This window comes from Aurantibacter sp. (assembly GCF_039941195.1).
Taxonomy (GTDB): Bacteria; Bacteroidota; Bacteroidia; order Flavobacteriales; family Flavobacteriaceae; genus Aurantibacter_A.
Genome location: NZ_JBDVFA010000006.1, coordinates 25,694 through 40,631, shown reverse-complemented (window position 1 = coordinate 40,631; position 14,938 = coordinate 25,694). Strand labels below are relative to the sequence as shown.

General features: G+C 36.2%; 10 protein-coding genes. 7 read left to right on the top strand and 3 right to left on the bottom strand.

The genetic code is table 11. From position 1 onward, the window contains the following. The 6 genes from ABJF52_RS00570 to ABJF52_RS00545 all read left to right on the top strand — a co-directional run. The coding region (locus ABJF52_RS00570) for an FAD-linked oxidase C-terminal domain-containing protein (protein ID WP_348144751.1) at positions 1-2,733 on the top strand (2,733 nt) is incomplete at its 5' end. Between the two features lie 56 nt (positions 2,734-2,789). Continuing rightward, complete coding sequence (aroC, locus tag ABJF52_RS00565; RefSeq protein ID WP_348144748.1) at positions 2,790-3,854, top strand: chorismate synthase; 1,065 nt, start codon at positions 2,790-2,792, stop codon at positions 3,852-3,854. Between the two features lie 60 nt (positions 3,855-3,914). Further along, positions 3,915-5,240 carry a dicarboxylate/amino acid:cation symporter gene (locus ABJF52_RS00560; protein ID WP_348144745.1) on the top strand — a complete coding sequence of 442 codons (1,326 nt, stop codon included), beginning with the start codon at positions 3,915-3,917 and terminating at the stop codon, positions 5,238-5,240. Between the two features lie 81 nt (positions 5,241-5,321). After that, positions 5,322-6,485 carry a flavohemoglobin expression-modulating QEGLA motif protein gene (locus ABJF52_RS00555; protein WP_348144756.1) on the top strand — a complete coding sequence of 388 codons (1,164 nt, stop codon included), beginning with the start codon at positions 5,322-5,324 and terminating at the stop codon, positions 6,483-6,485. Next, positions 6,485-7,342, top strand: a complete 858-nt coding sequence (locus ABJF52_RS00550; protein WP_348144742.1) for an alpha/beta fold hydrolase — start codon at positions 6,485-6,487, stop codon at positions 7,340-7,342. Before ABJF52_RS00555 ends, ABJF52_RS00550 begins: the two co-directional genes overlap by 1 nt. 1 nt (position 7,343) lies before the next feature. After that, complete coding sequence (locus tag ABJF52_RS00545) at positions 7,344-8,153, top strand: alpha/beta hydrolase (RefSeq protein ID WP_348144739.1); 810 nt, start codon at positions 7,344-7,346, stop codon at positions 8,151-8,153. A gap of 39 nt (positions 8,154-8,192) precedes the next feature. Here ABJF52_RS00545 and ABJF52_RS00540 read toward each other — a convergent pair whose 3' ends face one another. The 3 genes from ABJF52_RS00540 to ABJF52_RS00530 all read right to left on the bottom strand — a co-directional run bounded on the left by ABJF52_RS00540 (position 8,193) and on the right by ABJF52_RS00530 (position 12,728). Further along, the gene (locus ABJF52_RS00540) at positions 8,193-10,286 is read right to left on the bottom strand and encodes a mucoidy inhibitor MuiA family protein (protein ID WP_348144736.1); all 2,094 of its coding nucleotides are present in this window, start codon (positions 10,284-10,286) and stop codon (positions 8,193-8,195) included. 108 nt (positions 10,287-10,394) lie between these two features. Then, positions 10,395-10,802 (bottom strand): thiol-disulfide oxidoreductase DCC family protein, encoded by a 408-nt coding sequence (locus tag ABJF52_RS00535; RefSeq protein ID WP_348144734.1) that lies wholly within the window; start codon positions 10,800-10,802, stop codon positions 10,395-10,397. A 39-nt stretch (positions 10,803-10,841) separates the two neighbouring features. Continuing rightward, positions 10,842-12,728: a tetratricopeptide repeat protein gene (locus ABJF52_RS00530; protein WP_348144731.1), complete on the bottom strand. Its 1,887-nt coding sequence runs from the start codon at positions 12,726-12,728 to the stop codon at positions 10,842-10,844. Between the two features lie 281 nt (positions 12,729-13,009). On the opposite strand from ABJF52_RS00530, the gene ABJF52_RS00525 reads away from it, so the two are divergent. Beyond that, positions 13,010-14,845, top strand: coding sequence for a thiol-activated cytolysin family protein (locus ABJF52_RS00525; protein WP_348144728.1), 1,836 nt, complete (start codon positions 13,010-13,012; stop codon positions 14,843-14,845). Positions 14,846-14,938 lie beyond the last annotated feature (93 nt).

Sequence of the window (14,938 nt, the reverse complement as noted above, 5' to 3'; positions counted from 1 at the left end):
AAAATAGGAATTATCCCAAGAACTGCTGGCACCTCTCTTGCAGGCCAATGTGTGGGCGAGGGTTTGGTAGTTGATGTTTCTAAACATTTTACCAAAATTCTGAATCTTGATATCGAAAACAAAACTGTTACTGTTCAGCCTGGTGTAATTCGTGATGAACTAAATCAGTATTTGGAACCTTATGGTTTGTTTTTTGGTCCAAATACTTCTACATCTAATAGGTGTATGATTGGGGGAATGGTTGGTAATAATTCATCAGGTACCACTTCAATTCAATATGGCGTAACTAGAGATGTGGTGTTGTCATTAAAAACAATACTTGCTGATGGTAATGAAGTTGAGTTTTCAGCACTAACAAAACAAGAATTTACTCAAAAGAGCGAACTGAATACATTTGAAGGTTCACTTTACAAAAATCTTTATAAAGAGCTTTCTGTTAGTAGTATAAGGGAAGAAATTGCAACCGAGTTCCCGAAAGCATCAATACATAGAAGAAATACCGGATATGCGGTAGATGAATTGCTTAAAAATGATGTTTTTGGTGATGTGAATGAGCAATTCAATTTCTGTAAATTGCTTTCAGGAAGTGAAGGAACTCTCGCTTTTACTACTGAAATAACACTGAATTTATGCGAATTGCCACCCGAGCTTTCGGCAATGGTAGTAACACAATATCATACCCTCGAAGATACTTTATCTGATGTAGTTCCTGTAATGGAGCATGGTCTGCACACTTGTGAAATGATGGATAAAGTAATTCTTGATTGTACCAAAAACAATAGAGAACAAATAAAAAACCGCTTTTTTGTTGAAGGTGACCCTGCCGGTGTATTAATGTTGGAGTTAAAAGCGGATACTGAAATTGATTTGGAAAAGCAAGTGAACGATTTAATTGCGACCATTAAAACTTCGGGACTAAGTTATTCAATTACAGTTTTAAAAGGAGGTCAGGTAAAGCAAGCCATGGAGCTTCGTAAAGCAGGACTAGGTTTGTTAGGCAATATGGTCGGTGATCGGAAAGCTGTTGCTTGTATTGAGGATACTGCCGTGGCAATTGAAGATTTAAAAGAGTTTATTGCTGAGTTTACATTGATTATGAAAAAACATAATCAATCAGCTGTTTATTATGCCCATGCCGGCGCGGGAGAATTACACTTACGTCCAATTCTAAACCTTAAGAAATCGGATGATGTAAAACTATTTAGAGAAATTACAACAGATGTTGCTGTGCTCACCAAAAAATATAAAGGTTCTTTTAGTGGTGAACATGGTGATGGTATTGTAAGAGCGGAGTTTATACCGCTTATGATTGGACAAAGTAATTATGAATTGTTGAGACGCATAAAATCTTATTTTGACCCGGAGAACATATTTAATCCAGGTAAAATAGTGGATGCCTATCCAATGGATAAGTTCTTGCGTTATGATATTGATAGAGTGGAGCCCAAGGTAGAAACTTTAATGGATTTTTCAGACAGTCAAGGTATACTTCGTGCTGCTGAAAAATGTAATGGAAGCGGTGATTGTAGAAAAACTGAAAAGATGGCCGGTGCCATGTGCCCGAGTTATCATGCCACGCGAGATGAAAAAAACACAACAAGAGGGAGGGCAAATACGCTAAGAGAGTTTTTGACAACTTCAGAAAAGCCAAATAAATTTAACCATCATGAATTAAAGGAGGTTTTTGACCTTTGTTTAAGTTGTAAAGCATGTGCTAGTGAGTGTCCAAGTAATGTAGATATCGCTGCCTTAAAAGCAGAGTTTCAATATCAATATCAAGAAAAGAATGGGTATTCGTTTCGATCAAAATTATTTGCTCACAACACACGCTTTAATAAAATGGGAAGTAAGCTTTCGGGGCTAACTAACTTGCTTTTTTCTTCTAGTTTAACCGGCGGATTGATTAAAAAGTTGTCTAATGTAGCAAGTGAGCGGAGTTTGCCTAAGGTCTATAGTTTTAATTTCAATAAACACCTTCAAAATTCTGAATTAGAAATAGATAAACCTATTAGAAAAGTAATTTTATATATTGATGAATTCACGGAATACCTAGATATTGAGCAAGGTAAAGATGCTATTGATGTTTTGGTTAAGTTAGGTTATGAAGTTGAACTTTTTTATGGGGAAAGTGGAAGGACATTTCTTTCTAAAGGCTTTTTGAAGCAAGCTAAAAAATTGGCAAATAATAATGTGCAAACATTAAAACCTTATATAAAAGATAAGTTGCCAATTGTAGGATTAGAACCTTCAGGAATTTTGACGTTTAGAGATGAGTATAAAAGATTGGTCGATGATTTAGAATCGGTTAATGCTTTAGCAGAACAATGTTTTTTAATTGAAGAATTTTTGGCTGATGAAATTGCACAAGGTGTTATTAAACCAAGTCAGTTTACTAAAGAGCACAAGACTGTAAAAATTCATAATCATTGTCATCAAAAAGCATTGAGCAATCAAAAAGTGACTTTCGATATGTTAAACCTGCCAGAAAATTATACCGTTTCTATTATTAGTTCTGGTTGTTGTGGTATGGCTGGTTCATTTGGTTATGAGACAGAGCATTATGAAACTAGTATGAAAGTAGGGGAGTTGAAGTTGTTTCCAGCTATTCGTAAATCTGAAGAAAATGTGATTATTGCAGCCAATGGTACTAGCTGTAGACATCAGATTTACGATGGAACTAAACGAAAGGCTTTGCACCCGATTACAATTTTTAAAAATGCTTTAATCGATTGATTTTATTATCTCTTCATTAAGATTTACCTTTGTAAATTAAATAAATATTTTAACTAATGGCAGGCAACTCTTTCGGTTCACTTTTTAGACTTACAACATTTGGAGAATCACACGGTAGAGCCATTGGTGGTGTTTTAGATGGTTGTCCTGCAGGACTAACTTTGGATTTGGATGCGATTCAAAAAGATTTAGATCGTAGAAAACCTGGGCAATCTGCAATAGTTACACAACGAAAAGAACCAGATACGGTAGAATTTTACTCTGGTATCTTTGAAGGTAAAACAACCGGTACACCAATCGGATTTGCAATTCATAATACGAATCAGAAATCACATGACTATTCGCATATTAAAGATTCTTACAGGCCGTCACATGCCGATTATGTTTATGATCAGAAATACGGGTTTAGAGATTATCGTGGTGGAGGAAGAAGTTCGGCTAGAGAGACCGCAAGTAGAGTAGTAGCAGGGGCTATTGCAAAACAAGTGCTATCTGGTATCAAAATTAATGCTTTTGTATCTCAAGTAGGAGAATTAAAGTTAGATAAGAATTATAAAGAATTAGATTTTACTCTTATAGAATCTAATCCTGTACGTTGTCCAGATCCCACAGCAGCGGCTAAAATGGAAGAATATATCAAAGGGATTAAAAAAGAAGGCGATACTATTGGTGGTGTAATTACTTGTGTTGCTCAAGATGTGCCAATTGGATTGGGAGAACCAGTTTTTGATAAACTTCATGCTGAATTAGGGAAAGCAATGTTGTCGATTAATGCCGTAAAAGGATTTGAATTCGGTAGCGGTTTTGCAGGAGTTACCATGAAGGGTAGTGCACATAATGATCAATTTAACACTGATGGCACAACAAAAACTAATTATAGTGGTGGCGTGCAAGGTGGAATAAGTAATGGGATGGATATTTATTTTAGTGTTGCATTTAAACCTGTTGCTACTGTTTTACAGGCCTATGACACTATTGATAAAGATGGCAATCCTGTAAAAACCAAAGGAAAAGGAAGACATGACCCTTGTGTGGTGCCACGTGCAGTACCTATTATAGAAGCAATGACCGCTTTAGTTTTGGCTGATTTCACCCTTCTAAATAGAACGATAAAGTTATAGGGTTTCGCCTTGCGCATTTTCGCATCAAATTGGTATCTTACAAGCCTAAACCAATAATATATGCGAAAACTAGAATTACACTGGAAAATTTTAATAGGCATGGTTTTGGGTTTAGTTTTTGGCTTTGCCATGACTTTTCCTGAATGGGGACCAGAATTTGTAGCGAATTGGATAAAACCCCTCGGAACTATATTCATTAAACTACTTAAACTTATTGCCGTTCCATTAATTCTAGCATCTCTAATAAAAGGTATTTCCGATTTAAAGGATATTTCGAAATTTAGGAATATAGGTTTGCGTACTATTGGAATCTATATGGGTACGACGACTGTTGCCATTATACTGGGGCTATTACTTGTAAATATTATAGAACCGGGTAATGGTATTTCTGAAGAAACCATTGACAAGTTGACTTCTACCTATGCTAATGATAAAGGAGTAACTGCAAAATTAGAAGAGGCAACTAGGCAAAAAGAGAGTGGGCCTTTGAAGTTTTTGGAAGATATGGTCCCTGATAATGCTGTAAGCGCATTGGGTAATAACCAGTTGATGCTGCAAGTCATCTTTTTTACGATTTTCATGGGGATTTCTATGTTGTTAATTGGGGAGAAAAAGGCAGAACCATTAAAACAATTCTTTGATTCTTTAAATGATGTCGTTTTAAAAATGGTTGACTTAATTATGCTAACTGCTCCATATGCTGTATTTGCATTATTGGCTAATGTAGTGGTTTCTTCAAGTGACCCAGAAATATTATTAGCGCTTTTAAAATATGCCGGTGTTGTTACTCTAGGACTATTATTAATGATTGTATTCTATGCTACTTTGGTAGCGGTTTTTGCTAAGAAAAATCCTTTTTGGTTTTTAAAACAACTTAGTCCTGCTCAGCTATTGGCCTTTTCGACAAGTTCTAGTGCAGCTACTTTACCCGTTACTATGGAGCGTGTTGAAGAACATGTTGGTGTGGATAAGGAGGTCTCCAGTTTTGTTTTACCAGTAGGCGCTACGGTAAATATGGATGGAACTAGCCTTTATCAAGGAGTTGCCGCTGTATTTATAGCTCAAGCACTAAGTTTTGACCTTCCACTAGGTGCACAATTAACAATTGTGCTTACGGCTCTTTTGGCTTCAATTGGTACCGCTGCAGTGCCAGGAGCGGGAATGGTAATGTTAGTAATTGTTTTGGAATCAGTTGGTTTTCCGCCAGATAAATATGCCATTGGTTTAGCACTTATATTTGCAGTGGATAGACCATTAGATATGCTTAGAACCGTAGTAAACATTACAGGTGATGCTACTGTAGCTACCATTGTTGCAAAATCGGTAGATAAGTTGCATGATCCAAAACCTCAAAATTGGGATGATAATTACGATGCTGTAAAATAATTACGTTGTTGTAATTTTCCTGTAATTGCCGTAATTTTTGGTTTGCCATTTTTAAATCTTTTAATTGATGGGACAATCCATATGATAGTTGAGCCTGAAATAACCAATAAGCATGCAGCTATTTTTGAAATAGATGCCAACCTTGACCGCTTAGTAAACAGAATAGAATTACTAACACATGTCAATCCACAAAATATTGAAAAGGCAAAAGCTGGTTTTTTTGCATCAAAGTATACTATTGACCCTCAGTTTAGATATTCTAAGTTAAAATTTGAACCCTATAAATTGCATCGTTTATTCTTTTCGCAGCGTTTAGAAAGAATAGAAGACGACGAGATAAGAAAATTATACCAGGATACTATTTATTATTATTCTAACATGATTCAGTGTATAGAATCTATTGGTGATAAAGGCAAGTTTCATTATAATTCGCTTAGAATTTATGGAACACCAAAAGAGAAAGATGTTAATAATGCTAAGTTTATCTTGCATTTTAAAAATGAACCTCCTACTGTAGATGTAGAAAAAGTGTATAACGCTGAACAAGCAAAAATATACTTTGAAGATTTTGCTAAACAATACCATTTTCCATTAAATATTAAATTCTCAACAAGTATTGCTGCCGATGCTATGGTAAGTAATGCTAAGCAAAGTTTATTTCTTAAAAAAAATGCTAAGTTTAGTAAAAACCAATTACAGACTTTAGCAAATCATGAAATAGGGGTGCATTTAGTAACCACATATAATGGTTTGTTGCAACCTTTAAAAATATTCTCAAACGGATTACCAAATAATGTTGAAACGCAAGAGGGCTTAGCAGTCTTTAGTGAATACATGTGTGGAGCGCTAACATTGAAAAGACTTAAACTATTGTCATATAGGGTTTTAGCATCTGATAGTTTAATAAAAGGTTATAACTTTTCTGATACATTTGATTTAATTCATGGACAGTACAAACTGAATAGAGATGATGCCTTCACTATTACCATGAGAGCGCATAGGGGTGGCGGATTTACAAAAGATCGACTTTACTTGAGCGGACTTGCCAAAATATTTGGTAGGTATAAAAATAATGTTTCCATGGATAATCTTTTAACTGGTAAGGTTTCAATGGACTATGAAAATACGATTGAAACATTATATAATTTGGGATTGGCTAACAGGATAACACATAATAATCATGCGTATGCAACTTGTTTAAATACCAACAGCAATTTAGACTTTATACTTAAAAACCTGAAATAATGAATTGGGGCCTAATAATCAGTATTGTTATAGGTCTATTTATCCTGTTAAATATTGTAGCTTACTTTTTACAAGAACGACTCATTTTTAAGCCTGAAAAGTTACCTGAAGATTTTGAGTTTCAATATACAAATCAGGTTTTTGATGAATATAATATTGAAGTTGACGATGGCGTAAACCTCAACGGCGTTCATTTTAAAGTGCGAGAACCAAAGGGAATTGTGCTATACTTGAAAGGAAACTCTAGAAGTTTAAAAGGGTGGGGGAAGTTCGCTATCGATTTTACGCGGCATGGTTTTGATGTGTTAATGATAGATTATCGCGGTTTTGGTAAGAGTACAGGTATGCGAACCGAAGAAGGCATCAAAAAGGATCTTCAATATGCCTATGATGAATTAAAAAAACAGGTTGAAGAAAAGTATATTGTTCTGTATGGTCGATCTCTTGGGTCAGGCTTTGCCGCAAAACTTGCCTCCACAAATAACCCCCGCATGTTGATATTAGACGCACCCTATTACAGTATGCGCCATATTGCTAAAAAGTACATGCCCATAATGCCCATGTCGCTTTTATTGCGTTTTCCTATTAAAACATATCGGTGGATTGAATATGTGAAATGTCCCATAAAAATTATTCATGGTACAAATGACAAGTTAATTCCATTTAAGACTAGTATTAAGTTGTCTAAAATAAATGCAAAACGTACTCGTTTGTACACTATTATTGATGGCGGGCACAACAACTTACATACCTATCCGCAGTATCATCGATTTTTGGAAGAAATTTTACATTCTAAACTTCCAAAGAAAATAGACACAAGCACGAGTAGTCTTAGTTTCAAACGAAAAAAGCGCTAAGATGAAACTATTAGGACGTATTGTTAAATCATTCGTAATACTTATTATATTGATTGTAGGAATACTTTATTTTTTTCAGGAGAAGCTAATATTTAATAGTAGCGTGATAGCCCATGACTATCAATATCAGTTTGCTACAAAGTATGAAGAGCTGTTTTTAAAAGCAAAAGATGGTGCTGTTCTAAACGGTATCCATTTTAAGCAAGACAACCCCAATGGTATTATTCTGTATTGTCACGGTAATACAGGTGGCGTTGATGTTTGGGGTAAATGGGGTGAAGAACTTTCAAATAGATACGGTTATGATGTAATAGTTTGGGACTATAGAGGTTTTGGAAAGAGTACCGGTAAAAGAAGGCAAACGCGAATGCTTGATGATGGTTTTTTGTTTTATGAATATTGTCGAAGTTTTTTTAGCGACACTGAAATAGTGACCTACGGTCGGTCATTAGGTGGTTTTTTCGCAACCCATATGGTGAAAAAATATGATGCTGGACGCCTAGTACTAGAATCTACACCTATGAGCTTATTAAAAATAGCGCAGCAAGAGTATCCTTTTCTTCCTTCAAAGTATTTATTGAAATATCGATTTCAGAATAATCAAAATATCAAGAAAATAACAGTTCCTACTTTTATTATCCATGGAACTTCAGATGGTTTGATTCCATATGAAAATGGTGAAAGCCTTATTAAACTATCAAATGCTAATACTAAGAAATTGTTTACTGTAGTTGGTGGTGATCATAATAACCTAAGTGATTTTGAACAGGTATATTTTGAAGCGTTGGACTCGATTTTTCGACTTAAATAAAAACCCCACAAACAAATAAGCTTGTGGAGTTTTATATAATTAAATTGAAATCCGTTTGTGTTTGGGATATTTTACCTGAAAAGAAAAACTTTCGGACTTTGTTTCTTTTGAGTCTATTTTTAGATTCCACGTCAATAACCCGTTCTTAGTTTCGTATATTGCCGAATGTGTTTCTATATCGCTTATCTTAATATCTTTATTTTGAGAAATTGGAATTCGATCTACAAGTTTTAAATCTATTGCAACTGATTTGTTATTTTTCACTTCTAAATTATAATTTCTATCCAATATTCGATTACTTCCTGTAAAATTCTTGCTTTTGAAATTTCTATTTTGCTTTCTCGTAACCGTAATGTTTTGGTCGATGCCCAAAGAAATGGTCATTTCTTTTTTTGTAGTATAAGGATCAATTGTCGTTTTACCTGCGTAAGTTCCTTTGAAATATACACTTGCTTCCCCCGGTAATAAATTCAATTGTTCCCATTCTTTAAAAGTAGTGGTAAGAAATACGTTCTCGTTTACGATAGGTGCCACAAAGTATTCATATTTAGCGTCTAATTTAAATGTGTTGATTTCAATTGCTGTAATATCCCCGTCAGAGATAATGGAATATGGCTTCTCAATGATAAATTTTGTATTCGTTACATCATCATGAGTTGTACTTTTCTTGGTGGTTATAACAATGATACCATCAGATCCTCGATTTCCATACATTGAAGTTGCGCTAGCCCCTTTCAAAACTTCTACAGACTGAATTTCATCCATATCTAAATCACCCTCCTTAAAACCTTCAACGATAAGCCCATCTATAACATATAATGGAGCAGGAGGAGCAATACTTCTAGAGTTACCTCGAATAGAAGATATTCCTCTTATAGCTACTCCTGCAGTCTTTCCTGCTAGTGTTTGTTCAACGCCAACCGTGCTTACTGCACCCGTTACGCTCCTTTTAGATGAAGTGCCATATCCAACTACAACAACCTCTTCTAATTGCGATGCGTCTTCATCTAATCGAATATTCATTACGGAAGAATACACTGGAAGCTCTGTAGTGTTATAACCTATATAGGATATAGTCAGCTCTTGCCCATTTTGAACTTCAATTGAAAAATGACCATCAAAATCGGTGGTAGTTCCATTTGTTGTACCCTTTACAACGATGTTTGCCCCTGGTAAAGGAATGCCTGCATTGTCAACCACGGTCCCCGTGACTTGTTTCACAGATGGGTTATATACATAGCGACTTTTCTTAACGGCAGAAACATTTGTATTTTGATATCCATTGGTGAAATTAAGATATTTGGTTCCTAAATTAGGTTTTGTAACATTTACATTAGGATTTCCTGTTGACAAAACAACCTTAACATTATTCCAATCATTACCAGTCTTTTGATATACATGTGCTTTATAGCTGAGTGATAATGGTGTGTTTATATCTTTAGATTTGATGTCATAATTTGGAATCCACCCCGCATCTTGAACTTGATATGATATTTCTAATTTGAGATTACTTGCAATTGGAGCATCAAACTTAATTTTAAGTTCTCCTTGTTCTACTTCAGGCGTGTTATTGAATTCTGCCATTTGCTTTTGTAAAGTGCGCGTTTCATCATTTAAATGATTGATTTTAAGATTCGCATAAAAAATATCATTCTTTATAGCCGTAATACGTTTGCGATAGTAAGTGCTGATTTCTTTAACTTTTTCTAGACTTAACGACTGTGTTCTTGCACTTACCGTGCGATTGGTATAAATAACTTGTTCTTCTTCTTCGAGCCCTGAAACCGTATTCTTTAGTATTGCAATCTCTGCAGCTATAACATCTAATCTCGACTGTAATGGCAGTGAAGTTGATTTGTCTAATATCACCGGCATAAAGTTTATATCATAAGACATTGATAAAATTGAAACAGATTGTAGTCCTGAAATTTGAATACTGCTCTCATCGATTTTGGATGAAAGACCGGTTAAAGTAATTTCTGTTGCTCCAGAGGGAAGATTACAATTTGCTGTTCTCGTGATATTGGCTCCACTTAAATAAACGGTAACCTCCTTAATTTTGGATGGGATTTCTACATCGTTACCATATGTTAAGAATGGAGATAGTACAAGGAATAAGATTAGATTTTTCATGTTGATTGCTGTTTAAAGTTTCGATAAACTTAAAGGCAACATTGTAATCTCACAATACAAAATAGGGGAGAAGTATAGAACAGTGAGTGAAGTATGGTTTTGACTGAGTTAATCCAAAAACTTAGCCTTCAATTCAGGGGTTGGTATCATACACTGTTCCTTTTTACCGTACCATTTGTAGCGATTACGCGCAATAAAATCGTATACGATATCACGTAAACCACTGGAAATCAAATTCAATAGCTTTGAAATTGTTCGGTATCCTTTTAAATGTCGTCCAATTTGTAAAGCGGCATCAGATTTTACATAATAGGCAATGCCTGGTTCAATTAAAATGATAGAATCAATGGTTTCAGTATCGATATTGCGTTCTGAAATCAACTTTTTACCGACATCACTTTGCAATGCCGCGAAGCGAAAAACATCCTCAGTATCACTTTTTATGATACGCTGAATAGTGCTATTACAAAGATTGCAAACCCCATCAAAAAGGACTATTTTTTTTTCTTTATCCACAGTACAAAGATACAATAGCCAAAATAGGGATTGAAAACTTTACAAGTTATTTAAGAATGTAGTTAGATCTATCTCTTTGTCGATACCTAATTTCTTTTTTAAGCGATATTTCGATTTTAGGATACTGTCGGGTAGAACATTCATCGTGGCTGCAATTTCCTTAGTGGTTAAATTCATTCGTAAAAATGCAGCCAAACGTATTTCCTTTTCAGATATATCGGCCGATAGGGTCTTTAGTTTTTGATCAAAGTCGTTGTGCACCTCCGAGAAATAGGTTTTAAAGACCTCCCAGTCTTTGTCTGAAGCATTTTCTTTTTTTAATAGCATTACAATGCGTCGGAATTCTGTTTTAAACTTGTCTGGTGAGTTTTCTACGTTTTCCAGATGTTGAGTGAGCTCTTGAATAAAGGTGTTTTTCTGTACCAAGTGCAGTGTTTGACTGGTCAGTTCTTTTTTCTTGTGTGCTATTTCTTGTTTGTAGATTTCTTCTTGTTTTTCACGTTCGCTACGGTTTTTTTTGATTCGCTGGCGATACCCAAAAACTGAAAGTCCGAATAGGGCTAAGGCAGAGGCCATACCTCCGGCATAGAGTCCCTTGGTCAACGTATCGTTCTTGGCCTTTTCATTTAGGGTGTTTATTTCTTCCTGTTGTAGGGCTATGGCCGCTTCTTTTCTTTCGGTATCATAAAGTATCTGTAACTTATTTATCTGTGTTGTCTTGGCAATGGTAAACAGGCTGTCTTTAATGACTCTAGATCTTTTGAAGTCTTTTATCGCTTCTTCTTGGTTTCCTGCCTTTTCATGTAATAGTCCCCGATAATAAAGGGATTCTTGTAGTTCGTTGCCCACTTTAATGGAGTCGGCAAGCCTAATGGATGTGTTAAAATGCTTGAATGCAGTATTAAAATCATTGGTCAATGTGTAGGTGTAGCCCAAGTTGGACAGGTAGCTTACCTTGTTGATTTGAGATACATCGGCTCCTTCTATGGATAAGGCTTTTTTCAGAAATGATATCGTCTGACGATATTCTCCTTTCTCCTTATGAATTAATCCTATAGCTCCATAAGCTCTTTGTTGAATGATAGGGAAGTCATATTTTTCACCCAATTCCAATGCTTGATGATAATTTTGGATGGCCAGTGCAAATTCTTTTTTGGCTTCATGTGCGTTCCCAATATCAATGTAGGTATTGGCTTGATACAGGTGGTCGTCCGTTTGTTGATATACTTCCATCGCTTTCTCAAAATACCGCATGGCCTGCCCATAGTTTTCCTGAATATGATGTAGGGTGCCAATGTTGACGAAAGTATCAGCCTTATGATAGGTCTTAATGGCAATAGTATCCATAGTTTTCAGTGCGGCCTGGTACATTTCCATTGCCTTGGGGTAATTGCCCATATCAAAATAGTTCTTTCCAATAATGTTCTGGTCTGAGCCATAGCGCAAATAGTCTTCCCATTCATAATGAAGTACGGCTGAAGAATCCATTAACCGAATGGCCTCATGATAATTACCGATATGCGACTCATAAATGGACAAATTTTTATAGACAGTGGCCAAAAAAGAATCATCGTTGTCTTTCTTTGAGCGTTTTAGGGTTTTTCTGTAATAGGTTGCTCCCAGTTCCATTTGGCCTAATGTGGAATAGTAATGACCAAGGCAAAATTCGGCTCTTAAGATACCATGTTTATAGTTTGAATCTTTAGAAATTTGTAGCATTTGGTCTATATAGCCCTTTGCTATTTTGGGTTCTGTATAAATATAGATATCTATTAAATCATCAAGCGCATACATTTTTACTTTGATAGAATCATTGGTGCTATAGATATGCAATAGGCTATCTACTTCTTTTTGGTTTTGTGCTAAGGATGTATTAAAGTAGGTTAGTAGGCCGAGCAATAGATATAGAATCTTTGTTTTTATCATTTATTTATTCTTTTCATTCCAAATTAGCATATTAAATGCGTAAAACCACCCTTCTCTATACTTTGTCCATACATAAAACATTTATTAAGATATTTCACAAACACATAAATAGCTTTATTTCAGTTGTTTATAATAATTTTTCATGATTTTGAAATATGCCTGTCTATAGGCTTAAATGTACAAAATTCGTAGAGTCGTCCATACTTTGTCCATGCCTAAAATTAGGTTCCGCCTGTATTCTAGGCTAGGTTTGAGGTGTTGAATCCTAAAAACCTTTTACAATGAAAACAAGACCAATCAAATTGAGACAAACGTGTGCAGCCATTCTTTTTACATTCCTGTTAGGATGTAGTAAAGACGGTGGTGACAATAATGATCCAGAGCCAACTTCAGAAGTAGAGTTTTCTCAAATTGTTGCCTCTGCTGGAGAATTGGAAGAACCGACCACCTCAGAAGAAATCGTAGATGAAACAGAAACGAGTGAAGTAATTGATGGTGAAGTTTGGAACTGCACTACAAAAACTTATGACGCCCTTAAGGGCGGAGGTACTGGGAGAGATGGTTTTCCGTTGTTCAACCCCAACGCTTCCGTGATTTACCCGGGCAGTTTACTTCAAGGTAAATCGTTAAAAAAGGCAACTCCCGATGTTATTGCCGTCAAAAGGGCGGGGGGTGCCGTTTCATACAACTTGATCAATGGTAATCTTTTGTCAGGTTTTGAAGTAGATGAAGTTTCTAAACTTTCCATTCAAAATGCTATGAATAACATCATTGCCAACTCACCACAAGATTTACCGGCCAATTTTACTTTTAGTTACAGTCAAGTACAAAGTCGCGAATCTCTGGCCCTGAGTATGGGCATTGATTTTGAAAATGCATTTGCCGATGTGAGTGCCGACTTTGATTTTAGTACCGAGAAGGAGTACAATCGAATTCTGGTAAAACTCACTCAGAATTTTTACACCATGTCATTTGAAATACCAACGAGTTTAGACGAACTTTTTTCATCTTCGGTAACCCCAGAAGATTTGGCTAAATATGTTCAACCTGGCAACCCAGCCACTTATATTAGCGATGTTTCATATGGTCGAATTTATTACATGTTAGTAGAGTCTACTTCTTCTTATACTGAAATGAACGCGGCAGTAGAGGCTGAATTTCAATCTGTGGCCAACAAGGCTGAAGTAGATATCGACGCCAGTTATTTAAGTGAGCTGAGCGAAATCAAGATTAAGGTAATGGCCTTTGGGGGCGAATCGAGTTCGACCATAAAAACTATTGGGAGCAACCTTTCTGAATTGGTCAATCTATTGGCGGAAAGCAGTACGATTTCCACGGGATTGCCTTTGAGTTATGTGGTTCGTAGTGTAAACACCAATCAGATCGTTGGGGTACAACTTGCCACTCAATATGACGTAACAGAATGTACACCCGTTAGCGGAACTGGCGGGGAACCTATTCACACAGCGCATTGGAAAGGAAAAGTAATCTCAGAAATGGGTCCAGTAGGAGCGGCCTATTGCGTTCAGGGTACCGAGTTTGTACTGATCAGTACGGATGGAAAACAATTCATGCGAAGTGCGAATGCCCAATTGGACGGACCCTACCCGATAGAAGAACTTTATGAAGGTGAATATCCATTCGGGGATGATGGCATTGGTGCTGCTTGCAACACTTCATTGGGTAGTTCAACCGGTAATACGATTATGCTCATGTCTCAAAACGGTCTATTTTACAATTATGTCCTGGATGGAGAGAACTGGAGAAGTAGTCTCAACGATATAGAAAACCTCGCTGCAGGTGAGAACCCATTCGCAGTCAACGGAATTGGGGCCATGCTATTCAGAAGCTACAACGGCGGTCCAGCGGATCGCTGGATGATTAATCGCGATGGCACCAAATATTCTAAATATTCAAATAACCCCAATCAATTCGACGGGGTGAATGATATCTCTGATTGGGGAAATGGCACCATACCCTTTGATGCGGTAGGCGCGGGTATTGGTTTCTATCTTGGGAATAATCGTCAATATTTACTCTTTAATAAGGCCGGTACGCAATATGTCATTTCAAATGCGGAATTGAACTGGGGCTTTATTGGTCCATTTGACCTCTAAATAATTGTGGCCTTTAAAAATTAAGGCAGCCGGCACCTAAAGTTGCGATTCAACAACTTGGTGTCGGCTGTTATTTTTGAAAAATCATATACG

What these genes read in the sequence shown, in the direction of transcription:
- aroC (WP_348144748.1), top strand. Translation starts at nt 2,790, where the DNA reads ATGGCAGGCAACTCTTTCGGTTCACTTTTTAGACTTACAACATTTGGA.
- ABJF52_RS00560 (WP_348144745.1), top strand. Translation starts at nt 3,915, where the DNA reads ATGCGAAAACTAGAATTACACTGGAAAATTTTAATAGGCATGGTTTTG.
- ABJF52_RS00555 (WP_348144756.1), top strand. Translation starts at nt 5,322, where the DNA reads ATGATAGTTGAGCCTGAAATAACCAATAAGCATGCAGCTATTTTTGAA.
- ABJF52_RS00550 (WP_348144742.1), top strand. Translation starts at nt 6,485, where the DNA reads ATGAATTGGGGCCTAATAATCAGTATTGTTATAGGTCTATTTATCCTG.
- ABJF52_RS00545 (WP_348144739.1), top strand. Translation starts at nt 7,344, where the DNA reads ATGAAACTATTAGGACGTATTGTTAAATCATTCGTAATACTTATTATA.
- ABJF52_RS00540 (WP_348144736.1), bottom strand. Translation starts at nt 10,286, where the DNA reads ATGAAAAATCTAATCTTATTCCTTGTACTATCTCCATTCTTAACATAT.
- ABJF52_RS00530 (WP_348144731.1), bottom strand. Translation starts at nt 12,728, where the DNA reads ATGATAAAAACAAAGATTCTATATCTATTGCTCGGCCTACTAACCTAC.
- ABJF52_RS00525 (WP_348144728.1), top strand. Translation starts at nt 13,010, where the DNA reads ATGAAAACAAGACCAATCAAATTGAGACAAACGTGTGCAGCCATTCTT.